We start from the raw sequence: 22,748 nt of genomic DNA, 5'->3' as shown, positions 1-22,748 counted from the left end.
CAGTTAGGCATCAGACAACGGAGCCTCATATGCCCAACGCCATCACCGAAGACCAGATCGAAGCCCGCGCCCGCGCCCTGTATGAGGCGCGCCGCATGACCGTGTCGGGCCGCCCGTCGTGGGATCTGCTGAACCACAACGACCCGTACGACATGGGCATGAAGAACGCCGCCGTTGAACTGGCGCGGAAAGGCGCTGACGCCTCGATTGAGGAGAAGGCCAAAGCCTTGTTTGCCCACATGGGCGGCAACGCCAACAAATACGCTGTCGGCATCGGCTCCGACTGCCTGCACGTCTACGTCTATGGGAAATGGCCGGTTCGTGATCGGTTCGACGAATGGCAGGGCGTCGGCGTCTTCTGGAGCGTGAACGTCGGAAGCCCGAAGGCCATTGGCGCCGCCTAGCCTCTCCTCACCCACCCCCGATCCCCCAGCGGAAAGACGGAGCCTGACAATGAAGGGCCAGACCAAGCCGACGCCCGTCACGCCCATGGACCTTCTGGAAATGGCCCATTGGGTGAAGAAGCACCTTCACCGCTACCGCCCCGACGCGGCGGAGCTTGCCGACGCATCTCACCGCCAGATTGCCACCATGCTGGAAAGCGCGGCGGAGCAACTGTCTGGCCGCCTGCATCCCGATCAGGAATGCGCTCTGCCGGGCATCTGGTTCCGCGACGGGCTTAACCAGTGGCATCGACTGCCGAAGGCTTCCGGCGCCGCACCCGCGACTGACTTGGAGTGGTGACATGAAATTTCCCCAAAAGTCATTTCTGCAAGCCCGCATCTACGCGAACATCGCTTGGCGATACGACGTGGAGACCTGTTTCGAGAAACGGTTCCCACGCGATGAGGCGTTAGCGCAGGCCATGTGGAAGGCCGTCGATGACGCCAACCCGAACAAGCGCAAGTACGGTCGCAGCGACTTCGTCACCCATCAGGACTGACCACCATGCCCAAGCCCACCGGCCTTCCCCACGGCCATGTCCCGCGCTTCGCCCCGCCTGCTGACCGCTCGCCCCTGTTCGGCAGTCACACAGAGGAAGCCAAGCGCCTCCGTCGTGCCGCCGATGAGGCCGACTGGGCAGGCAATCCCGACACCGCCAAGCGCCTTTATGCGCGGGCAGAATACCACCGGGCAGAGGCCGCTGTGTCGGACCTCATGCCGCTGTTCTGAGGAAACCGACATGCCGACATTCTACGTGACAAAACCAGCTATTGCCGTCGCCATGACGCTAGCGTTGGTGGCGTGCGAGCAAAGGACCGTTGCCGAGCAGGCGGCCAAGGAGAAGAAGGATGAAGCCTATCAGTCCGAGCAAAAGCCAAGGATGATATCGGAGCATGATGGCGTCCGTGTCTGGAAGGTCAAAGACACCACGCCCGGCGGGTCAAGCTACGTATACTTTACCACGCGCGGCGATACATTTGAACAGCATGGATGCGGCAAAGGCTGCATTCAGCGAAACCTTATTCAGTCGCAGTGACCGCCCCTATTCCTAGAGGACACGATCCATGACCGACGTGATTTGCCGAGACTGCCGCTTCTATAAGCCGGTCGCCGCGGAAGACAGGTGGCGCTCCCCTGGAACGGGAGGGCGGTGCGGCATCCAGTTGCCGCCAATGCTGGCTAGCCTGACGTGGGGCAAGCACAGCAGCAACGTCATCACCAACGAAAACACCGGGTGCTCGCTCGGTGAAAAGGAAGCTGCATGATGACCGCCCAAGAGAAAGCCCGCCAGATCACCGCCCGCATGATGGGCTGTGGCCCAGACCAATCCCTCTACACCTTCCACCGTGAAGGCCACTTCTACCCTCTGGTGCTGGGAAGCGATGCCGAAGCCATCGCCAATGCCAAGTGCAATCCCGGCACTCTCAAGGTGGTCAACGAACTGACCGGCGCCACTGTCTGGCCGACGAACTGAGGAAACGATCCATGACCGACATCGAGAAACTGAAGCTCATCGCCCCATACGCCAAGCAGATCAAGGAGCTTGAGGCCGCTCTCTCCACAGCAGAGGCCGCCAAAACCGCAATGGCGGAAGCACTGGGGCCATTCGCCAAGCTTGGGTTGGAGCCATCGCCCGGCAGCGTGTGGCGAGAGGTTCACGTCTCCGATCTTCGGAAGGCGGCAGAGGTGCTGTACGGGCTGCGCTCTGAGGCGGAAGGGAAGACACCATGATAGACCCTGCCGACATCACCATAGAGACGTGGCCGCCACGGCAGGAAGGTGGGCAGCAAGTCGGATGCGCCCGCATGTTCGGCGTCAAGGTCACTCATGCCGCCGGGATAACCGTCTGCGTCGAAATTGCGCGGTCGCAGCACAAGAACCGGCAGATCGCTCTCGACGCCATCGAAGGCGCCATGACATCGCCTCACTGGCGGTAGGGCAGGGCGCCTAGCACTCCTTCACCACGACAGAACGACAAAGGGCCGCTCACTTGGGCGGCCTTGTTGCATCTGCGTCAAAGCAATAACTGCGACATGTCACAGCATCAGGCGACATTGGGTGCGTTTATCGGCAACGGTTGCGGAACACGGCCTAGGATTTCCAACGGTTCCAGTCCGGGCGCTGTTGTGCGTGCACAGGAACAGCACGTTGTAGACGCGGTTCTCGGCCATTCTTCGCTCCTGTCTCGGGTCTCAGCAGCCGCAGCGCGGGCTTGCGGTCGTCTCGCCGTTGGCCGCTTCCGGCGTCGGCGCGCAGACCGGGATGCAGGCGCCGGCATTGGCCGACCGGCCGCAGCAATTCTCCGACAGGAAGCCGACGATGCCGGTCATCCGCTCGAAATCGGCGGAGTAGATCAGCGACCGGCTCTCCCGCCGCTGCAGGATCAGCCCGGCATTGGTCAGTGCCGACAGGTGGAAGGACAGGGTGGCTGGGGCGACCGCCAGCGCTTCCGCAATCGATCCGGCGGAGCGGCCCTCTGGCCCGGCCTCCACCAGCAGGCGGAAGATGTCCAACCGCGTTTCCTGTGCTAGCGCCGCCAGTCCGGCCAGGACATCCTTCTTTTCCACGCCGACACTCCTAGATTTGATGATTCGACAAATATCGAAATGACAGCCCGCGCCTCAGCTGTCAACGATATTTCCATGAATGTCGAAATGACCTGCCGTTGCTCGCCGCCCGATGCGGGGAGGCCGGAAAAACCAAAGGCCTCCGCGGCGAAGCCGGCGGAGGCCTTGGTGGAACGAACCCGTGCAATCGGGAGATCAGAAGCCGATGATGCCCGTCATCCACAGCAGGATCACGATAATTCCGGGAACGCCCAGAAGCCAAAGCAGGATAGGCATGCGTTTCCTCCATATTCAGATGGTCAGGCTGCAAGAGCGCTGCTCTTCGATGCTGCTGAATGAACGGAGTGACTTGCCGATCTGTTCCCTCGTTTCTCCCGCCGAGACCACGGTTCGCGTAAAAATTTTGTCGGTACCGCCGATGGCACCGCCCGTGATTGCGTCGCGGCGACCGCTCTGTGGCGCCCCGGCCCTCACGCCCGATTGAGGCGCGCCGCCGGGACCAGCCACTTCTCCATGGCGTAATTGTGGATCGGCACATCGCCGATTTTAAGCTCCCGGCGGGCCAGCAGGGTGAAGCCGCGGCGCAGCAGGAAGGGGCGGGCGGCCTCGCTCGCCTCCACATGCAGGCGGGGGTGGCCGAGCGCCAGGGCACGCGCCTCCAGCACGTCGACCAGCGCCGACATCACGCCGCGGCCGGCGGCTTCCGGGGCGCAATAGAGGAAGTTGATGTGGCCGTCGGTCTCGACGTCGCTGAAGGCCACCGGCCGGTCGTCGCCGTCCACCGCGACCAGGGCGACGCGGCCGTCGCCATAGGCTTCCCGCACCCGCTCCACCGTCGGCGCCCGGGCAGCCCAGGCCTCCACCTGCTCGGCGCTGTAGAAGCGCGGGCCGATGCCGCGGACGGAGCGGGCGTAAAGCTGCACTAGGACGGGGGCGTCCGACGGCCGGTAATCCCTGATCCTCATCTGTCCCATTTCCTGGCCCATCTTTCGGCCCGTTCTTCAGGCGGTCATTTCGCCGGCGCCAGCCGCAAGACCGCGCCGTCCGCGGCATCGGTGATGACATAGAGGGCGTCGTCGGGACCCTGTGCCACATCGCGGATGCGCGCGTCGAGCGGAATGCGCTCGACCTCCCTCGCCCCTGTGCCATCGATGGCGACGCGCACCAGCCCCTTGGCGCTGAGGCCGCCGATCAGGGCGCTGCCCTGCCAGTCGCGGAACAGCCCGCCGGTGTAGAAGGCCATGCCCGACGGCGAGATCACCGGCGTCCAGTGGATCGCCGCGTCGGTGAACTCCTTGCGGGTCGGCGGGTCGGGAATGTCGCGGCCGTCGTAATGCTTGCCCCAGCTGACCAGCGGCCAGCCGTAATTCTTCCCGGCTTCCGGCCGGTTCAACTCGTCGCCGCCCATCGGACCCATCTCGGCGATCCACAGCGCTCCGCTGCGCGGGTCGATGGCCGCCGCCTCGATGTTGCGATGGCCGTAGGACCAGACGGCGCCGGCCGCCGCCCCCTCACCGGCGAACGGATTGTCCTTCGGAGCCGAGCCGTCGCGGTTCAGCCGGACCACCTTGCCCAGCGTGTTGTCGCGGCTCTGCGCCGGATCGAACTTGTAGCGCTCGCCCAGCGTCAGGAAGATGTGGCCGTCGGGCGCGAAGGCGATGCGGGTGCCGAAATGGTTGCCGCCGTCCACCTTGGGCGTCTGGCGGAAGATGACCTTGAAATCCTCGATGCCGCGGTCGCCCAGCGTGCCGCGCGCGAGCGCCGTCCCCGCCGTGCTCCCACCTCCGCTGCCATCCCCCGGCTCGGCATAGGCGAGGTAGATCGTCCGGTTGCGGGCGAAGTCGGGATCGACGGCCACGTCCATCAACCCGCCCTGGCCCTGGTTGAAGACCTTGGGCGTGCCGGCCAACGGGGAGGAGAGCGAGCCGTCGCGCGCCATGATGCGCAGCCGCCCCGGCTTTTCCGTTATCAGCGCCCGGCCGTCGGGGAGGAAATCGATGCCCCAAGGCCGCTCCAGTCCGTTGGCGACGCGGCTGACCGATACCGGCCCGGCGCTGGTGCGGACGGTCTTCACCGTCTGCGTATTGCCCGCCTGTTGTGCCTGCGCCGGGGCGAGCGGGATGGCGAGGGCGGCAATGAGAGCGGCAATCGGGGCGGTGGCCGACAGGGTCAGGGTGCTGCGCATCACGATCCTCCGGTTTTTCGGGATTGGCCTTGCAGATGGGGGTGCGGGGCCGGCGGCCAAGGCCGGCTCCCCCGAAAGACTCCCCCGCCGGTATGGCCGGCCGGAGCTTGGACGCAATTCGTCACATGATTGTGTGCATACCCGGGTCATCCGATTTCACATGTCGGCTGTTACCGTTCCGTTGCGTCGTTCGGAGCAGGGCACGGGGTATGGAAGACTTTTTTCGCCGGCTGTCGTCCAGCCTCCCACGCGCCGCTTGGGCACAGTACGGGATCACGCTGCTGCTGGTCGGGCTGACGGCGCTGGTGCGCTATGCGCTCGATCCGCTGCTGTTCAAATACCCGTTCCTGCTCTTCATCCCGACCATCTTCCTCGTCGCCCTGCTGTTCGACCGCGGGTCGGGCTATTTGGCGGTGGCGCTGTCGGGTCTGTGTTCGGCCTGGCTCTTCATGAAGCCGGAGGGGATGCTGTGGGTCGCCGAGCCGGGCGACCGTCTGGCCTTCCTCATCTATATGGCCCTTGGTTTCGGCATTGCCGGCGGCGCCCATGCCCTGCGCCGGGCGAACGAGCGGCTGCGCGAGTATTCGGACCGGCTGGCCGCCGCCAATGTGGAAAAGGATCTGATGCTGCACGAGATCCATCACCGGATCCGCAACGACCTGCAACAGATCTGCGCCCAGCTGACGCTAGCCGCCCACAAGGCGGGGGCGGGGCAGGACATCGTCAGCGGCACCATCGAGCGGATCGGCGTGCTGGCCCGCGTCTATGTCCGGCTGCGCCGGGTTGAGGGCGTCAACATCGTCAGTTCGAAGGATTTCCTGGAAAGTCTGGTCGAGGACATCCAGCTCGGCGTCGTCGGGGTGCAGCCGGTGGCGATCAGCGCCGAGGTGGACGATGCCGATCTCGACATGGGGGTCGCGGTGGCGGTCGGCACCATCGCCAACGAGCTGGTCACCAACGCGCTGAAATACGCCTTCCCCGACGGCCGGGCCGGCCGCATCGAGCTGAGCTTCCGCAGGGAGGCGACCGGGTGCGTGCTGTGCGTCTGCGACGACGGGGTCGGCATCCTGTCCGACCGGCCGCAGGGGACCGGGCTGGGCGGCCGGATCATCCAGCAGCTTGCCCTGCAACTGCGCGGCAGCCTCGACATCGAACCGCGGCCGGAGCGCGGCGTGAAGGCGACCCTGCGCTTTTCCTGCTGCCAAGGGGCGGTACTGCCCGGCGACGGCCCCACCGTTTCCTGAAAAACGGGCCGCACCGGCGTGAGGGAGGGCGATTTTCGGCGGCCGTTTAATCTGCATCAACGCGGTTCCTCCCCAATCGTGCCAGACTGGCCGGCGTGAAGCACAGCGCCGGCCACGGGCCGTTTGCCAAAGTCACGCCAAACAGCCCCCCGACCGGCAGCCACCATAACTGGGAGGACGCCATGGTCATGATGAAAGCAGCGGTGTTCGTCGAACCGGGCCGCATCGTGCTGGACGACAAACCGATCCCCGACGTCGGGCCGCTCGACGCGCTGATCCGCATCACGACGACGACGATCTGCGGCACCGACATCCACATCCTTAAGGGCGAATATCCGGTTGCCCGCGGCCTGACCATCGGCCATGAGCCGGTCGGCATCATCGAGAAGCTGGGCTCCGCCGTCACCGGCTACCGCGAAGGACAGCGGGTGATCGCCGGGGCCATCACCCCCAGCGGCCACAGCAACGCCTGCCTGTGCGGCTGCCATTCCCAGGACGGCGCCGGCACCCGGCATGGCTGGAAGCCGCTGGGCGGCTGGCGCTTCGGCAACAGCATCGACGGCTCCCAGGCCGAATATCTGCTGGTCCCGGACGCGATGGTCAACCTCGCTCCCGTGCCCGACGGGCTGACGGACGAGGAGGTGCTGATGTGCCCCGACATCATGTCCACCGGCTTCGCCGGGGCGGAGCGCGGCAACATCCGCATCGGCGACACAGTCGCGGTCTTCGCGCAAGGCCCCATCGGCCTGTGCGCCACCGCGGGCGCCAGGCTGAAGGGTGCCACCACCATCATCGCCGTCGACACCGTGCCGGTGCGGCTGGAGATGGCGCGGCGGATGGGGGCCGACCATGCGGTGGATTTCCGCCAAGCCGATCCTGTCGAGGAAATCATGCGGCTGACCGACGGCCGCGGCGTCGATGTTGCCATCGAGGCGCTGGGCACCCAGGCGACCTTCGAGGCGGCGCTGCGCGTGCTGCGGCCGGGCGGTACGCTGTCCAGCCTCGGCGTCTATTCCAGCGATTTGCGCCTGCCGCTGGGACCCTTCGCCGCCGGTCTCGGCGACCACACCATCGTCACCTCGCTCTGCCCCGGCGGCAAGGAGCGGATGCGCCGGCTGATGGGCGTCGTCGCCTCCGGCCGCGTCGACCTCAAGCCGCTGGTCACCCACCGCTTCCCGCTGGAGCGGATCGAGGAGGCCTACGATCTGTTCGGCCACCAGCGCGACGGCGTGCTGAAGGTGGCGATCACGCCCTGAGTCCTGCCCCGACGCGCACATGAAAAGAAGCCCCCCTCCCATGCGGGAGAGGGGCTTTTCAAGGTCACACGCAACACCAGAGGAGAGAGGACAAACAAGGAAAGCAGAGGCTTACTTCGCCAGATCGACGGCTTCGGCCAGACGCTTCACCGCCTCCTGCGAGGTCATGGTGGAGTTGAAGTGGGCGGTCACCACGTCCAGGAAAGCGCCGCGGACGGCACCGGGCACCGCCATCTCGTGGGCCATCGAGGGCACGGCGCTGTTGGTATCGATGGCGGTCTTCAAATCGTCCATCGACTTGACGGCGCATTCGTCGAAGCTGTCGCGCGCCATGTCCTGGCGGGCGGGGATCGAGCCCTTCAGCACGTTGAAGGTCTCCTGGAACTTCTTGCCCAGGATCAGCTTGGCCAGCAGCTTCTGGCCGGCGGCGCGGTCGGCGTTGGCCGAGCTGAACATGACGAAGCTGTCGGAATTGACGATGTAGCCGAACTGGCCCGGCACATGGGCGCAGACGAAATCCTTGCCCGCCACCTTGCCGGCGGCGGTCAGCTCGCCCTTTTCCCAGTCGCCCATGATCTGCATTGCGGCCTGACCGTTCATCAGCAGCCCGGCGGCGAGGTTCCATTCGCGGCCGGGGAAGCCGTCATCGACATAGCCGCGCAGCTTGCGCATCTGGTCGAACACCTTGACCATCGTGTCGCTGGTCAGCGACTTGGCGTCCAGCTCCACCAGCGCCTTGCGGTAGAAATCGGGACCGCCGAGACCGAGGACGACATCCTCGAACAGCGCGCCTTCCTGCCAGGGCTGGCCGCCATGGGCCAGCGGGATGATGCCGGCGGCCTTCAGCTTGTCGGCGGCGGCGTTGAACTCGTCCCAGGTCTTCGGGATGACGACGCCGGCCTTCTCCATGACCTTCGGGTTGACCCACATCCAGTTGACGCGGTGGATGTTCACCGGAACGGCGTAGTAATGGCCCTTGTAGGTCACCACGTCGCGGATCTGCGGCGGCAGGATGGCGTCCCAGTTCTCCGCCTTGGCGACCTCATCCAGCGTCGCCAGCTTGCCCTGCGCCGCCCAGTCCTTGATGTTCGGCCCCTTCAGCTGCACGGCGTTCGGCGGGTCGCCGGCCAGCACGCGGGAGCGCAGCACGGTGCTGGCCGCGTCGCCGCCGCCGCCGGCCACCGGCGCGTCGATCCACTTGCCGCCCGCCGCCTCGAAATCCTGGCGCAGCGCGCCCGCCGCCTTCGATTCGCCGCCGGACGTCCAGTAATGCAGAACCTCCACCGTCGGCTCGGCCTGGGCGGGGGCGGCCATGAGGGCGCCTGCCATGATGGTGGCGAGCGCGGTCATGCCGAGGATGGATTTGCTGAGAGACGGCATTTTGGACATTTCCCCCTGTTCCCTATCTTCGTTCGATCTTCGAGTTGGCCCCGGCTGTCCACCGTCCGGCCGCTGGAGGAACTCTATCCCGCGTGCAATTCGGCGCCCGGATTATTTGGTAACAACGCCTTATCACGGCCGCGCCGCTGTTACGCAACCGTTACAAAGCGGCCCGCGCGCCGCACTGTACCCAGACCGGCGGGGGAGGCTACACTTGGGCCCAACCAACAAGAAAGCCGCCCTCCGCGGGGCTGGGAATGGAAAAGGGAAGGGACGCCATGGAGCGCGCGCGCCATCTCCTGGTCGTGGACGACGATCCCGAGATCCGGGACATGCTGCATGATTTCCTGGTGAAGAGCGGCTTCCGCGTCTCCACCGCCGGCGACGGGCGCGAGATGGCGCGGGTGCTGGCGCAATGGCCGGTCGATCTCATTGTGCTCGACGTCATGCTGCCGGGGGAGGACGGGACCAGCCTGTGCCGCTCGCTGCGTGCCAAGTCCGAAACCCCGGTCATCATGCTGACCGCCATGGGCAGCGAGGTCGACCGCATCGTCGGGCTGGAGGTCGGCGCCGACGATTATCTGGTCAAGCCCTTCAGCGCGCGTGAACTGCTGGCCCGCATCCGCGCCATCCTGCGCCGCTGCGGCGGGCCGGAGCCGGTGCGCGAACGGCCGCGCGTGCTGGGCTTCGCCGGCTGGTCGCTCGACCAGGGGCGGCGGGAGCTGCGCACGCCGGACCGGGTGGTCGTCCATCTCAGCCAGGGCGAGTACGCCCTGCTCGGCACGCTGCTGGAGCGCGCGCCCCAGGTGGTGGAGCGCACCGAACTGCTGGAAAAGCACCGCGGCGACACCTCGATCCCCTTCGACCGCAGCATCGACATCCAGATCAGCCGCCTGCGCCGCAAGCTGGAGGAGGCGCCGGGCGGTTCCGGGCTGATCAAGACGGTGCGCGGCATCGGCTATCAGTTCACCGCAGCGGTGGTGGACCAGGGCGAAGCCGCCTCTTCCGGATTGAGCCGTGGCGCTTGAGCACCTGCTGCCGGCTCACCTGCGCGCCGCCCGGCTGCGCCACCGCATCCTGGCGGCGATGGTGGCGCTGCTGGTGCTGACCCATGGCGGGGCGCTGGTCGGCATGCAGCTGGTCGACGACCGCGCGCGGGAGCTGTTGACCGCCCACCGGCTGGGGCCGGCGATGGCGGCGGCGGTGGAGGCGGCCGACCGCGCGGTTCTCGACGGCATCGCCGCCGGGCCGGCACTGGCGTTGAGCGGGCTGCCCGACCTGTCGGTGTCCTGGCAGGGTCCCGGCACGCCGACCGTGCCCGCCGGCTGGGTGATGGAGGGGGTGGCCGATGCGCCGCGCCCGGTGTTCGTCGCCGTCCAGCGCGCCCTGCTGTCCGTCCATTCCGCCCGCGCCCAGACGCTGGCGGAATCCCTCTCCCTGGTGGCGGAGGACACGGCGGCGCAGCTGCGCGACGCCCGCGTCTATGTCCAGCTTGCCGGCGGCGGCTGGCTGGAGTTTGCCAGCCCGCGCTTCTGGCGGCCACGGACCACGCCGTTCGAGATGGTGCTTGCCGGTCTGGCGGCTTTCGGTCTGGCGTTGGGGCTGCTGCTCTGGCTGCCCGGCCGGCTGGTCCGCCCGCTGGAATCGCTGGCCGAGCAGGCCACCCGCCCGCACGACCGCCTGCATCCCCGCCCCCTGCCGGAGGACGGGCCGGAGGAGGTCGCCTCGCTTGCCCGCGCCTTCAACCAGGCGCGCAACGCGCTGCGCGACCTGATGGAGGGGCGCACCCATCTGCTGGCGGCGATCAGCCACGATCTGCGCACCCCGGCGACGCGGCTGCGGCTGCGCGCCGAATATGTCGATGACGATGCGCTGCGCGCCAAGATGATGGCCGACATCGACGAGATGGCGGCGATGGTCACCGCGACGCTGGAGTTCCTCGGCGACGACGTGCTGCGCGAGGAGGTCGAGGTGGTCGCCTTCGCCAGCCTGTTGCAGAGCCTGTGCGACGACTATGCCGACACCGGCTCGCCGGTGACCTACCACGAGCCGCCGCCGCTCCAGTTCGCCGCTGTCCGCACCATCTTCGGCGGCATGGAACGCAGCGACCGTTTCGAGCAGGCCCGCCAGCTCCGCCTCGCCGGCCGGCCGTCCAGCCTGCGCCGCGCCTTCGCCAACCTGATCGACAACGCCATCAAGTACGGCGAGTGCGCCACCGTCTCCGTCGATGCTGACGCCGTCGAGATCGTCGTCGATGTCTGCGACGAGGGACCGGGCATTCCGGAGGCGGAGATCGCCAACGTCTTCAAGCCCTTCGTCCGGCTGGAGGGCTCCCGCAACCGCAAGACCGGCGGCAGCGGGCTCGGCCTGTCCATCGTGAAGTCCATCGTCGAGGCCCACCAGGGCCGCATCGAGCTGAGCAACCGCGCCAGCGGCGGGCTGCGGGTTCGGGTGACGTTGCCGCGGATGTTGTGAGGGGATGGTTCGGCGATCCGGGATAATCCCCCTCTCCCCCCGGGGAGAGGGTCGGGGTGAGGGGGATGCATAGGGTGGATTCTTGGGATGGGGCCGCCACGCGACCCCCTCACCCTAACCCTCTCCCCGGGGGGAGAGGGGACTACGCGCCGGCCACCCCCAACTCACTTGTCCCAAGCCGGCGCCAGTCCCGCCGGGCTGACGATCCGCCCATCCGGCCGCGCTAGCTTCCCAATCGCGGCCATGTCGCCGTCGTCCAGCGTGAAGTCGAACAGCGCGAAATTCTCCGGCACCCGTTCCGGCTTGGCGGTCTTCGACAGCACGACGTGGCCCAGCTGGATCAGCCAGCGCAGCGTCACCTGGGCCGCGGTCTTGCCATGCTTGGCGCCGATTCGCTGCAACTCCGGATCGCGCGGCACCTTGCCGTCGGCCATGGCGTAATAGGCGGTGATCGCCACGCCCAGCTCCCGGGCCGCCGCCGCCATCGCGCTCTGGTCGAGATAGGGGTGGACCTCGATCTGGTTGGTGACGATGGGGGCCTGGCTGCGCTCGACCGATTCCCGCAGCTGGGCGATGTTCTGGTTGCTGACGCCGACGAAGCGGGTCTTGCCGGCGGCCTGCACCGCGTTCAGCATCTCGATCTGCTCGGCGATGGCGACCTGATCGGCCGGCCAGTGCAGCAGCAGCAGATCGACCCGGTCGACCTTCAGTTTCTCCAGGCTTTCATCAACCGACGCGGCGAACAGCTCGGGGCTGTATTTGTCGACCCAGACCTTGGTGGTCAGGAACAGCTCGTCGCGGCGCGCACCGGCCGCTTGCAGGGCACGGCCGAGGGCGGCCTCGTTGCGGTAGATCTGCGCGGTGTCGAAATGGCGGAAACCGGCTTCGAGCGCCGCCGGCACCACCCGCTCGACCTCCTCGTCCGACATGCGGAAAACGCCGAAGCCCAGCGCGGGGATCTCGGCGCCATTCGCCTTCACGGTCTGCATCCTGTTCTCTCTCCTGATCGGCGCAATGGCGCCTTCTCGTTTCTCGGATGGAGACATAGGGCGGGAGAGGCCGTCCGCAAACCGCCTCTCCCGCCCAATCACCTGTGAACTGAATTCCCAAATCGAACCCGACGAAGCGTCACATCAGCTTGTCGAGCGTGATCGGCAGGTCGCGGATGCGCTTGCCGGTGGCGTTGCAGACGGCGTTGGCGACGGCGGCGCCGACGCCGGTGATGCCGATCTCGCCGATGCCGCGGGCACCCATCGGGGTCTGCGGGTCGGGGATGTCGGTGTAGAGGATCTCGATGGCGGGAACGTCCATCTGCACCGGCACGTGATAGTCGGCCAGCGAGGCGTTGACGATGCGGCCGGTGCGCGGGTCGAAGTTGGTCTCCTCGGTCAGCGCCAGCCCGATCCCCATGATGATGCCGCCCTTGAACTGGCTGGTCGCCGTCTTGGCGTTCAGGATGCGGCCGGCGTCGAAGGAGCCGAGGAAGCGCGAGACGCGGACCTCGCCGGTCACTTCGCTGACCCGGACCTCGCAGAACTGTGCGCCGTAGGAATGCATCGAGAAGGCTTCCATCTCCGCCGGCGGCGGGGCTTCGGCCTCGCAGACCAGCTCGCCGCGCCCCGACCGGCGCAGGATCGACTCATAGCTTTCGAAGCGCGCGGCGTCGTCGCGGTGGCCGATGCCGCCGTCCCGAGTCTCCACATCGGGCAGCGACAGGCCGGCCAGCGGCGAATCGTTGCCGGCGAGCTTCAGCAGCTCCTCGACGAAGACCTCCGTCGCGGCGATGACGGCGCCGCCGATGGAGGCGGTCTGGGTCGAACCGCCGGCGATCACCCCGCGCGGCAGGGTCGTGTCGCCATATTCGAAACTGACCTGGGCAAGCGGAAGGCCGAGCCGGGCGGCGATGTGCTGGACCTGCGCCGTCGCCGTGCCCATCCCCATGTCATGCACCGCGGTCGAGACGGTGACCTGACCGCCGGCCGTCAGCCTGATGCGCGCCGCGCCGCCGGGGAAGCGGTGGTAGGGGTAGGTCGCGGTGGCGCATCCCATGCCGATCAGCCACTCGCCGTCCCGTTGCTGGCGCGGCGTCGGGCTGCGGCGCTCCCAGCCGAACCGTTCCGCTCCCTTGTCATAGGCGTCGATCAGGTGGCGGGCGGAGAAGGGCTTGCCGCTGGTCGCATCCTTATCCGGCTCGATGCGCCGGCGCAGCTCGATGGGGTCGAGGCCGAGCTTTTCGGCCAGTTCGTCGATGGCGCATTCCAGCGCGAAGGTGCCGACGGATTCGCCGGGCGCCCGCATGAAGGTGTTCGCCAGCATGTCCATGTCGGCGACCTCCTGGGTCAGCCGGACGGACTTGGCGGCATAGAGGTGGCGGGCCGGGAAGGTGAACTGTTCGGGGCAGGAGTTGTGCGCGGTCATCGCCGCGATGCCGGTGTGGATCAGCGCGTCGAGCCTGCCGTCGGCGCTGGCGCCCAGCGCCACCCGCTGCTCCGTCAGCGTCCGGCCGCCGACGATGCGAAACACCCCCTCGCGCGACAGCATGATGCGCACCGGCCGGCCGGCGAGCTTCGCGGCGGCACAGGCGAGGATCTGGTGGTCCCACAGGCATTTGCCGCCGAAGCCGCCGCCGACATAGGGGGAGGAGACGCGGACCTTGTCCGCCTCCAGCCCGAAGATGTCGGCCAGCTGCCCGGCGGTCAGGTCGAGCAACTGGCTGGCGTCATGCACGCGCAGCTCGTCGCCGGTCCAGGCGACGGTCGCCGCATGCAGTTCGATGGCGTTGTGGTTGTGCCGCGGCGTCCGGTAAATCTGGTCCACCTGCACCGCCGCCCCCTTCAGCGCGGCCTCGGCATCGCCGATCTCGACCACCGGCGGCTGGCCCAGGATATTGTCCAACTGGCGCGGCGTTTTCCTGGCCTCGTCGAACGAGGTCACCGCCTGCAGCGGCGCATAGTCGGCCGTCACCAGCGAGGCGGCATGGTCGGCCTGCTCTTGCGTCTCGGCGAGGACGACGGCGATGGGCTGGCCGTTCCAGTGGATCTCGTCGGTCTGCATGACCGGCAGGTCGCTCGCCCCGGCGGCGGTCGGCGACGACATCATCAGCGACGGCGCCTTCATCCGCGGCGCGTTGCGGTGGGTCATCACCAGCACGACGCCGGGCGCCGCCTCGGCCGCCGCGGTGTCGAGCGCCGTGATCCGCCCGCGCGCGATGGTGCTGAAGGCGAGTGCGGCGTAGCAAAGCCCCTCATAGGGGAACTCGGCGGCGAACCGCGCCTTGCCCTGGACCTTCAGCGGCCCTTCGATGCGCGAAACCGGCTGGCCCAGCGCGCCGTGTTTCTGGAGCAGAGGATCCTGCGTGACCGCCGGCTGCCAGCGGCCGGGCCGGGAAGCGGCGGCGTCGGAGTGCGCGCTCATGCCTCGTCTCCTGTCAGGTCGCCGAGGACGGCGACGATGGTCCGTTTCGCCAGCTCGATCTTGAAGGCGTTGTCGCGAAGCCCGGTCGCGGCGGCGAGTTCCGCCTCCGCAGCGGCGCGGAAGCTCTCCGGGTTGGCCGGCCGGCCCTTCAGTGCCGCTTCGGCCGCCGCGGCCCGCCACGGCTTGTGGGCGACGCCGCCGAGCGCCAGCCGCACGTCGCGCACCGTCCCGTCCTCGGCGAGGTCGAGGGCGGCGGCGACCGACACCAGCGCGAAGGCATAGCTGGCGCGGTCGCGCACCTTGCGGTAGGTCGAACGGCGGGCGAAGGGCAGGGGCGGCAGTTCGACCGCGACGATCAGCTCGCCCGGCTTCAGCTCCGTCTCGATGTCCGGCCGGTCGCCGGGCAGCCGGTGCAAATCGAGAAGTGGGATGCTGCGCGCTCCCGCCGGCCCGTCCAGATGCACCGTCGCGTCGAGGGCTGCCAGCGCGACGCACATGTCGGACGGATGGGTGGCGACGCAGGCCGGCGAGGCGCCGAGGATGGCGTGGTAGCGGTTGAAGCCGTCGCGCGCGTCGCAGCCGGCCCCCGGCTGGCGTTTGTTGCAGGCCGCGGCGTTGTCGTAGAAATAGCGGCAGCGGGTGCGTTGCAGGATGTTGCCGCCGACCGTCGCCATGTTGCGGATCTGGGCGCTGGCCCCGGCGAGGATCGCGCGGGCCAGCAGCGGATACTGCGTGCGGACATGGCCATCGGCGGCCAGCGCGGTGTTGGTCGCCGCCGCCCCGATCAGCAGGCCGCCGTCGGCGCGCGGCTCGATCCCGCTCGGCAGGCCGGTGACGTCGACCAGCATCTCCGGCCGCTCGACCGTCTCGCGCATCAGGTCGACCAGATTGGTGCCGCCGCCGAGATAGCGCGCCGCGGCGTTGCCCTTGGCCAGCCCGATGGCGGCCGCTGCGTCCGTGGTCCGTTCGTAGGTGAAGGGGTTCATGCCCGTGCCCCCTCCTGCGTTTTGGCCTGTGTCTGGGAGGCCGGGGTCTTGACCAGCGTTTCGGAGATGGCCTCGATGATGCCGTTGTAGGCGCCGCAGCGGCAGAGGTTGCCGCTCATGCGTTCGCGCAATTCGGTCTCGTCGATGGCGACGCTGCCCGCCGACAGGTCGGCGGTGACGACGCTCGGGATGTTCCGCTCGATCTCGCGCGCCATGCCGACGGCGGAACAGAGCTGGCCGGGCGTGCAATAGCCGCACTGGAAGCCGTCATGCTCGACGAAGGCCTGCTGCAACGGATGCAGGGCGCCGTCGCTGCCCAGCCCTTCGACGGTGGTGATGCTGCGGCCCTGGTACTGCACCGCCAGCGCGAGGCAGGAATTGATGCGTTCGCCGTCGACCAGCACGGTGCAGGCGCCGCAGGCGCCCTGGTCGCATCCCTTCTTGGTGCCGGTGAAACCCAGACTGTTGCGGAGGAGGTCGAGCAGCGAGCTGCGGATGTCCGCCTCGACCTCGACGCTTTGCCCATTGATGGTGAAGTTCATCAGCGCATTCCCCATGTCGGAACGGGTCCTGCCCGACGGCAGACCACGGCCGGCCCCCGCCTTGCGGACGGATCGAGCCGGCCTGTCAACCGTCAACGACGCTGGAAATCACGCGGGCTTGGTAAAAAAGCCCTCTCCTGCCTCGGGAGAGGGGATTATCACCATTCAAATCCGCTGTTCGGTCTTCGGGTCGAACAGGTTCGCCCGTGCCATGTCGATCATGAAGTCGGCGGTCTCGCCCTCCGCCACCCGGTCGCTCGGCTTGATGCGGGCGACCACCTCATGGCCGTTCAGCTCGACATAGGTGATGGTGTCGGCGCCGGTCGGCTCCAGCACATTGATGCCGCAGGCGACCTTCACCAGCGCCGGGTTGCCGGCGGCAATCGCCGGGTCGTAGCAGGTGATGGCCTCCGGACGGATGCCCAGGATCACCTCCTGGCCCAGCCAGTGGCCGGCCTGCTCCGGCGCCTGGAACAGAGGCAGGAAGCCGCTACGCTCGCGCCCGATGCTGACGCCCAGCCGGTCGCCCTCGGCCGACAGTGTGCCGCGCACGAAGTTCATGGTCGGGGAGCCGATGAAGCTCGCCACATACATGTTGGCCGGCCGCTCATAGACCTCCTGCGGCGGGGCGAACTGCTGGACGACGCCCTCCTTCATGATGGCGATGCGGCTGGCCAGCGTCATCGCCTCGATCTGGTCGTGGGTGACGTAGACCACGGTGGTGCCGAGCCGCTGGTGCAGCTTCTTGATCTCGGTGCGCATGTCGACGCGCAGCTTGGCGTCCAGGTTGGACAGCGGCTCGTCGAACAGGAACACCTTGGGGTCGCGGACCAGGGCGCGGCCCATGGCGACGCGCTGGCGCTGGCCGCCCGACAGCTGCGCCGGCTTGCGGTCGAGCAGATGCTCGATCTGCAGCAGCCGGGCGACGCGGCGGACGGCGCCTTCGCGTTCCGGCTTCGACTGGCCGCGCATCTCCAGCGAGAAGCCGATGTTCCGCGCCACCGTCATGTTGGGGTAGAGCGCGTAGGACTGGAACACCATGGCGATGTCGCGGTCCTTGGGATGGACCTCGTTGACTACGCGCTGGTCGATGCGGATCTCCCCGGCGCTGATCGTCTCCAGCCCGGCGATCATGTTGAGCAGGGTGGATTTCCCGCAGCCGGAGGGCCCGAGCAGGACGAGGAATTCGCCGTCCGTCAGGTCCAGGTCGATGCCCTTCAGGACCTCGACGCTGCCATACTGCTTGCGGACGTTGTTGATGCTGAGAGTCGCCATCGGAAGATCACCCCTTGACGGAGCCGGCGGTCAGACCGCGGATGAAGTATTTCCCGGCGAGCACATAGACGACGAGGGTGGGCAGGCCGGCGATCATCGCCGCCGCCATGTCGACGTTGTACTGCTTCACGCCGGTGGTGGTGTTGACGAGGTTGTTCAGCGCGACCGTCACCGGCTGCGCGCCGCCCGCCGCGAAGGACGCCCCGAACAGGAAGTCGTTCCAGATCTGGGTGAACTGCCAGATGATCGTCACCACCAGGATCGGCAGCGACAGCGGCAGCATGATCTTGGTGAAGATCTGGAAGAAGCCGGCGCCGTCGATGGTCGCGGCCTTCACCAGATCGTCGGGGATGCTGACGTAGTAATTGCGGAAGAACAGGGTGGTGAAGGCGAGCCCGTACACCACATGGACCAGGATCAGCCCGCCGGCACTGCCGGCCAGCCCGAGGAAGCCCAGCGTCTGCGCCATCGGCAGCAGGATCACCTGCGACGGCAGGAAGCTGCCGAACAGGATCATGCCGAAGACGACGTTGGCGCCGCGGAACCGCCACTTGGTCAGGGCATAGCCGTTGAGCGCCCCGAAAACGGTGGAGATGACCACCGCCGGCCCGACGATGACGATGGAGTTGAGGAAATAGGGCGCCATGCCGCGGCAGTCGGCGCCGATGCAGGCGCGGTTCCAGGCATAGCTCCAGGCATCCAGGCTGAAGTCGCGCGGCAGCGACAGCAGCGACCCGGTGCGGATTTCCTCCGGGCTCTTGAAGGAGGTGGCGATCATCAGCAGCAGCGGCAGCAGGTAATAGGCCGCGAACAGCAGGAGGATCAGGTACAGGCCCCAGCGGGCGATGCGGGCGCCGGTGCCCTGCGCCGGCGGCAGGGCGGAGGTCAGGCTAGACACGCTTGCCTCCCTTCAGTTCGGAATAGAGGTAGGGCACGATGATCGCCACCACGGTCGCCAGCATCATCAGCGCGCTGGCCGAGCCGATGGCGATCTGGTTGCGGCGGAAGGTCATCTCGTACATGAAGGTCGCCGGCAGGTCCGACGCATAGCCGGGACCGCCGCCGGTCAGCGCCACCACGAGGTCGTAGCTCTTGACCGCGAGGTGGGCGAGGATGACGAAGGCGCTCATGAACACCGGCCGGACCGACGGCAGGACGATGCCCCAATAGATACGCGGCAGGCTGGCGCCGTCGAGATAGGCGGCCTTGATGATCTCCTGATCGACGCCGCGAAGCGCCGCCAGGAACAGCGCCATGACGAAGCCGGAGCTTTGCCAGACTGCGGCGATCACCAGCGTGTAGACGGCGGTGTCCTGCTGGACGATCCAGTCGAAGGTGAAGCCGGGAAAGCCCAGGTCGCGGACGAACTGCTGGATGCCGATGCCGGGGTTGAGGATCCATTTCCAGGCGGTGCCGGTGACGATGAAGCTGAGCGCCATCGGGTAGAGATAGATGGTGCGCAACGCCCCTTCGCCGCGGATGCGCTGGTCGAGCAGCACCGCCAGCAGGATGCCGACGATCAGGCTGATGCCGATGAACAGCCCGCCGAAGATCAGCAGATTCTCGATGGCGACGTACCAGCGCTCGATCCGCCACAGCTTCGAGAAGGCGTCGGCGCCGACCAGCTCGTAGGACGGCAGCATCTTCGAATTGGTGAAGCTGATATAGACCGTCCAGACGATGAAGCCGTAGACGAACAGCAGGATCGCCGCGAAGGACGGGGCGACCACCAGTTTCGACAGATGCCGCTGCGCCAGCGCGCGCAGCCCGCCCGCCTTGGGCGGGGTGGCGCTGCTGGGGGTGGCCTCTCTTCCGGCTGCCGGCCGGTAGGATGGGGTCTGCAAGGTCATGGTGCGAGCCTCATCGGCTTTTGGGCCGGCTTTCGGGCCGGCCTCGCACACGGATGCAGGTCGCGCATGTCGGTTCCCTCCCGTGACGCGGTGCTGTTGGACCGCTGCAAGACGGTCGTTCGCTTGGCGGTCACTGTACGCTGCCGATGATGGGCGGGGCGGACAATTTGGTAACGCGGCGCTTTCCCGGCGCCCGTGTTGTTACGTGGCTGTTACACAGAGCCCCGCCCGCCGGGCCGGGACGATGCTATGCCGATGCGGGCGCTGTTGCGCCGGGGCCGGGCGGACGCCATGGTCTCTCGGGTAAGTCTTTTGCGAAGAGGACACGAGACGATGAAGAGCCTGTCGGTCGGTCTGCTGGGGTTCGGCCTCGCCGGGTCGGTGTTCCACGCGCCGCTGATCCGCAGCGAACCGCGCCTGCGCCTGACCGCGGTCGCCAGCTCGCGCACCGACGACATCCGCCGCGCCGCGCCGGGGGCGGAGGCGACGACGGCCGAGGCGGTGATCGCCGACCCAGGCATCGACCTCGTGGTGATCGCCACTCCCAACACCAGCCACGCTCCCCTGGCCCGCGAGGCTCTGCTCGCCGGCAAGCATGTGGTGATCGACAAGCCGATGGCGACCACGGCTGCGGAGGCCGGCGAACTGATCGACCTCGCCAAGCGGCGAGGGCGGCTGCTGACCGTCTTCCACAACCGGCGCTGGGACAACGACTTCCTGACCCTGCGCGCCTGCCTGGAGGCGGGCGAGGTCGGCCGCCCCTATCACTACGAGGCGCATTACGACCGCTTCCGCCCGCAGATCAAGCAGGGCTGGCGCGAACGGACGCTGGCAGGCTCGGGCGTGCTGTTCGACCTCGGCGCCCACCTGATCGATCAGGCGGTGACCCTGTTCGGCCTGCCCGACCGCATCCTCGCCGATGTCGGCGCCCAGCGGCCGGACGCTGAGGTCGACGACTGGTTCCACATCGTGCTGGGCTATGGGCCGATGCGGGCGATCCTGCATTGCGGAACGGTGGTCTGCCGGCCGGGGCCGCGCTTCCAGTTGCACGGCGATGGCGGCAGCTTCCTCAAGCACGGCATCGACGGGCAGGAGGCGGCGCTCCGCGCCGGCCGGATGCCGACCGAGCCCGGCTGGGGCGCCGACGATCCCGAGAATCACGCCCTGCTGGTCCGGGCCGACGGGACGGAGCGCCGGGTGGAGACCATTCCCGGCGACTATCCCGCCTTCTATCGTGGCGTGGCGGCGGCCATCCTTGACGGCGCTCCGCCGCCGGTCACCGCCGAACAGGCGCGCGACGTGCTGAGCGTGCTGGAGGCGGTGCGCAAGGCGGCGGGACTGCCGGCCTGACAGCACCTGACTCCGCCCTTCAACTCCGCCAGGGCACCACGCCCGGCGGCAGGCGGCGGCCGAACCTGCCGGCGGCGAGCATCGCGGCCAGCACCACCAGGATGGCGATGACGCCCAGCGCGGCGCCCAGCGTCGGGCTGCCGCCTTCCTCCAGCGCATAGACGACGACGCCCAGCGTCTCGCGCCCCTGCGACCACAGCAGGATGGAGACGGTCAACTCGTTGAAGGCGGTCAGGAAGACCAGCAGCCCGCCGGCCGCCGCCGCCGGGGCGACCAGCGGCGCCACCACCGTCACCAGCCGTCGCAGGGGCCCGGCCCCGAGCGCGCGGGCGGCTTCCTCCACCGTCGGGTCGAGTGCGGCGCAGGCCGCCTGCACCGGCCGCAGGGCCAGCGGCAGGAAGCGGACCAGATAGGCCGCCAGGATGATCCACAGCGTGCCGTACAGGCTGACGCCCAGCCCCGGCAGCGGTTTCAGGAACAGCAGGATGCAGCCGATGCCCAGAACCACCCCCGGCACGGCATGCGGCAGTTCCACCAGCACGCCGACCGCCCGCGCGATCCGCCCGCTGCCGCCGGACAGCGCCATGGCATGGGCCAGCGGCACCGCCAGCAATGCCAGCAGCGCCGCCGCCGATCCCGACAGCAGCAGCGAATTGGCGAAGGCCCGTCCGACCTGATCGAGCGCCAGCACCTCGCGGTAATGGGCCAGCGTCAGCGTATTGAGGCCGATGGGCAGGCCATAGACGCTGACGAGGCTGGTCGCCAGCAGCGCCGTCAGCGGCGCGGCGACGAGCAGAGCCAGCACGCCCCACGCGAGCAACTCCACCGGCGCGCGCGCCGCCCCGAGCGGCAGCTCGGCCAGCGGCCGGGCGCCGCCGGGCAGTCGGCTGGCGATGCGTGCCTGGAGGATGGTCTGGAGCGCGATGCCCAGGCAGGCGACGAGGCCGATCAGCGCTGCCAGCACCGCCACCTCCGGCAGGGACGACGGCCCGAAGCCGGCCAGCCGCCGGTAGATCAGCGTTGGCAGCATCGGAATGCCGGCCGGCACGCCGAGCAACGCCGGCACCCCGAAATTCCCCAACGCCGCGACGAAGGCCATGGCGAGCCCGGCGACCAGCCCCGGCAGGCAGAGCGGCAGCACCACGCTGCGCACCGCCCGCCACGGCCCGGCCCCGGAGGCCCGCGCCGCCTCCAGCACGTCGCCGGGGATGGCGCGCAGCGCCGCGCGCAGGGCGAGGAAGACCAGCGGCGCATGCTCGATCCCCATCACCAGCATCATGCCGGCGGACGACTGCACCGGGTTCGCCGTGCCGACCGGGGGAGCCAGCCCCAGCGGCTTCAGGATCGGGCTGCCGGAGCCGGCGAGATGGGTCCAGGCCATCGCCACGATCTGCGGCGGGATCATCAGCGGCAGGATCAGGGCGAAGCTCATCGCCGTGCGGGCGCGCAGGTTGGTCAGCCCGATCAGCAGCGCGAACGGCCCGCCGATCATCGCCGCGGCCAGCGTGGCACCGGCGGCGATGGCGATGCTGTTGGTCGTGGCCCGCCATGTCATGGGCGAGTTCAGCGCGCGCCCCAGCACCGCAGCGTCGCCGGCTTCCCACAGCAGGCGCAGCACCGGCAGCAGCACCAGCAGCCCGACGAGCAGCGGCCAGCCGGGGAAGGTGTGGAAAGCGCCTTTCCCCACTCTTCGACCACCCGGGGCAATCCCCCTCTCCCCCCCGGGGAGAGGGTCGGGGTGAGGGGGATGCACGGCGTGGATTTTCACAGACGGGTCGGG

At 68.2% G+C, this 22,748-nt stretch carries 26 protein-coding genes; 14 read left to right on the top strand and 12 right to left on the bottom strand.

What is annotated here, in order from left to right; genetic code table 11:
* The first annotated feature begins 29 nt into the window (after nucleotides 1-29).
* Genes ABNQ39_RS20445 through ABNQ39_RS20405 form a run of 9 tightly spaced genes read left to right on the top strand, consistent with a single transcriptional unit; the run spans nucleotide 30 to nucleotide 2,381 of the window.
* The gene (locus tag ABNQ39_RS20445; protein WP_376960077.1) at nucleotides 30-404 is read left to right on the top strand and encodes a hypothetical protein; all 375 of its coding nucleotides are present in this window, start codon (nucleotides 30-32) and stop codon (nucleotides 402-404) included.
* Nucleotides 405-453: 49 nt separating this feature from the next.
* Nucleotides 454-744 carry a hypothetical protein gene (locus tag ABNQ39_RS20440; protein WP_376960076.1) on the top strand — a complete coding sequence of 97 codons (291 nt, stop codon included), beginning with the start codon at nucleotides 454-456 and terminating at the stop codon, nucleotides 742-744.
* A gap of 1 nt (nucleotide 745) precedes the next feature.
* Nucleotides 746-943: a hypothetical protein gene (locus ABNQ39_RS20435; RefSeq protein ID WP_376960075.1), complete on the top strand. Its 198-nt coding sequence runs from the start codon at nucleotides 746-748 to the stop codon at nucleotides 941-943.
* A gap of 5 nt (nucleotides 944-948) precedes the next feature.
* Nucleotides 949-1,173, top strand: a complete 225-nt coding sequence (locus ABNQ39_RS20430; protein WP_376960074.1) for a hypothetical protein — start codon at nucleotides 949-951, stop codon at nucleotides 1,171-1,173.
* A gap of 10 nt (nucleotides 1,174-1,183) precedes the next feature.
* A complete protein-coding gene (locus ABNQ39_RS20425; protein WP_376960073.1) occupies nucleotides 1,184-1,480 on the top strand; it encodes a hypothetical protein in 297 nt (98 codons plus the stop codon).
* A 28-nt stretch (nucleotides 1,481-1,508) separates the two neighbouring features.
* Nucleotides 1,509-1,709: a hypothetical protein gene (locus ABNQ39_RS20420; protein WP_376960072.1), complete on the top strand. Its 201-nt coding sequence runs from the start codon at nucleotides 1,509-1,511 to the stop codon at nucleotides 1,707-1,709.
* A complete protein-coding gene (locus tag ABNQ39_RS20415) occupies nucleotides 1,706-1,918 on the top strand; it encodes a hypothetical protein (protein WP_376960071.1) in 213 nt (70 codons plus the stop codon). The genes ABNQ39_RS20420 and ABNQ39_RS20415 overlap by 4 nt, the downstream gene beginning before the upstream one ends.
* Nucleotides 1,919-1,929: 11 nt before the next feature.
* Entirely contained in the window at nucleotides 1,930-2,175 is a 246-nt protein-coding gene (locus tag ABNQ39_RS20410; protein WP_376960070.1) for a hypothetical protein, read from the top strand.
* Entirely contained in the window at nucleotides 2,172-2,381 is a 210-nt protein-coding gene (locus ABNQ39_RS20405) for a hypothetical protein (protein WP_376960069.1), read from the top strand. Before ABNQ39_RS20410 ends, ABNQ39_RS20405 begins: the two co-directional genes overlap by 4 nt.
* A 255-nt stretch (nucleotides 2,382-2,636) precedes the next feature.
* Here the strand turns inward: ABNQ39_RS20405 and ABNQ39_RS20400 are convergent, their stop codons facing one another.
* From ABNQ39_RS20400 to ABNQ39_RS20390, 3 genes are all read right to left on the bottom strand, one after another.
* A complete protein-coding gene (locus ABNQ39_RS20400; protein ID WP_376960068.1) occupies nucleotides 2,637-3,011 on the bottom strand; it encodes an ArsR/SmtB family transcription factor in 375 nt (124 codons plus the stop codon).
* 470 nt (nucleotides 3,012-3,481) lie between these two features.
* Nucleotides 3,482-3,976: a GNAT family N-acetyltransferase gene (locus ABNQ39_RS20395; protein WP_376960067.1), complete on the bottom strand. Its 495-nt coding sequence runs from the start codon at nucleotides 3,974-3,976 to the stop codon at nucleotides 3,482-3,484.
* A gap of 44 nt (nucleotides 3,977-4,020) precedes the next feature.
* Nucleotides 4,021-5,196, bottom strand: a complete 1,176-nt coding sequence (locus ABNQ39_RS20390) for a PQQ-dependent sugar dehydrogenase (RefSeq protein ID WP_376960066.1) — start codon at nucleotides 5,194-5,196, stop codon at nucleotides 4,021-4,023.
* Between the two features lie 209 nt (nucleotides 5,197-5,405).
* On the opposite strand from ABNQ39_RS20390, the gene ABNQ39_RS20385 reads away from it, so the two are divergent.
* Nucleotides 5,406-6,440 carry a sensor histidine kinase gene (locus ABNQ39_RS20385; protein WP_376960065.1) on the top strand — a complete coding sequence of 345 codons (1,035 nt, stop codon included), beginning with the start codon at nucleotides 5,406-5,408 and terminating at the stop codon, nucleotides 6,438-6,440.
* A gap of 182 nt (nucleotides 6,441-6,622) precedes the next feature.
* Entirely contained in the window at nucleotides 6,623-7,696 is a 1,074-nt protein-coding gene (locus ABNQ39_RS20380; RefSeq protein WP_376960064.1) for an NAD(P)-dependent alcohol dehydrogenase, read from the top strand.
* Nucleotides 7,697-7,807: 111 nt separating this feature from the next.
* On the opposite strand, the gene ABNQ39_RS20375 is transcribed toward ABNQ39_RS20380, so the two are convergent.
* Complete coding sequence (locus tag ABNQ39_RS20375; RefSeq protein ID WP_376960063.1) at nucleotides 7,808-9,076, bottom strand: ABC transporter substrate-binding protein; 1,269 nt, start codon at nucleotides 9,074-9,076, stop codon at nucleotides 7,808-7,810.
* Between the two features lie 278 nt (nucleotides 9,077-9,354).
* Here ABNQ39_RS20375 and ABNQ39_RS20370 point away from each other — a divergent pair, with 278 nt between their 5' ends.
* The gene (locus ABNQ39_RS20370) at nucleotides 9,355-10,104 is read left to right on the top strand and encodes a response regulator (protein WP_376962643.1); all 750 of its coding nucleotides are present in this window, start codon (nucleotides 9,355-9,357) and stop codon (nucleotides 10,102-10,104) included.
* Nucleotides 10,094-11,551: an ATP-binding protein gene (locus tag ABNQ39_RS20365; protein WP_376960062.1), complete on the top strand. Its 1,458-nt coding sequence runs from the start codon at nucleotides 10,094-10,096 to the stop codon at nucleotides 11,549-11,551. Before ABNQ39_RS20370 ends, ABNQ39_RS20365 begins: the two co-directional genes overlap by 11 nt.
* Before the next feature lie 164 nt (nucleotides 11,552-11,715).
* On the opposite strand, the gene ABNQ39_RS20360 is transcribed toward ABNQ39_RS20365, so the two are convergent.
* From ABNQ39_RS20360 to ABNQ39_RS20330, 7 genes are all read right to left on the bottom strand, one after another.
* Nucleotides 11,716-12,540 (bottom strand): aldo/keto reductase, encoded by an 825-nt coding sequence (locus ABNQ39_RS20360; RefSeq protein WP_376960061.1) that lies wholly within the window; start codon nucleotides 12,538-12,540, stop codon nucleotides 11,716-11,718.
* A 139-nt stretch (nucleotides 12,541-12,679) separates the two neighbouring features.
* Nucleotides 12,680-14,965, bottom strand: a complete 2,286-nt coding sequence (locus ABNQ39_RS20355) for a xanthine dehydrogenase family protein molybdopterin-binding subunit (protein WP_376960060.1) — start codon at nucleotides 14,963-14,965, stop codon at nucleotides 12,680-12,682.
* Complete coding sequence (locus ABNQ39_RS20350) at nucleotides 14,962-15,951, bottom strand: FAD binding domain-containing protein (RefSeq protein WP_376960059.1); 990 nt, start codon at nucleotides 15,949-15,951, stop codon at nucleotides 14,962-14,964. Before ABNQ39_RS20350 ends, ABNQ39_RS20355 begins: the two co-directional genes overlap by 4 nt.
* Nucleotides 15,948-16,493, bottom strand: coding sequence for a 2Fe-2S iron-sulfur cluster-binding protein (locus ABNQ39_RS20345; RefSeq protein WP_376960058.1), 546 nt, complete (start codon nucleotides 16,491-16,493; stop codon nucleotides 15,948-15,950). Before ABNQ39_RS20345 ends, ABNQ39_RS20350 begins: the two co-directional genes overlap by 4 nt.
* Nucleotides 16,494-16,658: 165 nt before the next feature.
* A complete protein-coding gene (locus tag ABNQ39_RS20340; RefSeq protein WP_376960057.1) occupies nucleotides 16,659-17,768 on the bottom strand; it encodes an ABC transporter ATP-binding protein in 1,110 nt (369 codons plus the stop codon).
* A 7-nt stretch (nucleotides 17,769-17,775) separates the two neighbouring features.
* Entirely contained in the window at nucleotides 17,776-18,666 is an 891-nt protein-coding gene (locus ABNQ39_RS20335) for a carbohydrate ABC transporter permease (protein WP_376960056.1), read from the bottom strand.
* Nucleotides 18,659-19,618, bottom strand: a complete 960-nt coding sequence (locus tag ABNQ39_RS20330; protein ID WP_376960055.1) for a carbohydrate ABC transporter permease — start codon at nucleotides 19,616-19,618, stop codon at nucleotides 18,659-18,661. The genes ABNQ39_RS20335 and ABNQ39_RS20330 overlap by 8 nt, the downstream gene beginning before the upstream one ends.
* Before the next feature lie 333 nt (nucleotides 19,619-19,951).
* Between ABNQ39_RS20330 and ABNQ39_RS20325 the strand changes: the two genes are divergently transcribed.
* Nucleotides 19,952-20,968 carry an oxidoreductase gene (locus tag ABNQ39_RS20325; RefSeq protein WP_376960054.1) on the top strand — a complete coding sequence of 339 codons (1,017 nt, stop codon included), beginning with the start codon at nucleotides 19,952-19,954 and terminating at the stop codon, nucleotides 20,966-20,968.
* A gap of 19 nt (nucleotides 20,969-20,987) precedes the next feature.
* Here the strand turns inward: ABNQ39_RS20325 and ABNQ39_RS20320 are convergent, their stop codons facing one another.
* Nucleotides 20,988-22,655 carry an ABC transporter permease gene (locus ABNQ39_RS20320; protein ID WP_376960053.1) on the bottom strand — a complete coding sequence of 556 codons (1,668 nt, stop codon included), beginning with the start codon at nucleotides 22,653-22,655 and terminating at the stop codon, nucleotides 20,988-20,990.
* Between the last annotated feature and the right edge of the window lie 93 nt (nucleotides 22,656-22,748).

Origin of the sequence: Azospirillum sp. A26 (genome assembly GCF_042604635.1) — a bacterium.
Classification (GTDB): Bacteria; Pseudomonadota; Alphaproteobacteria; order Azospirillales; family Azospirillaceae; genus Azospirillum; species Azospirillum palustre.
The sequence above is the reverse complement of the archived record's forward strand: the minus strand, read 5'-3'. Positions and strand labels throughout refer to the sequence as shown.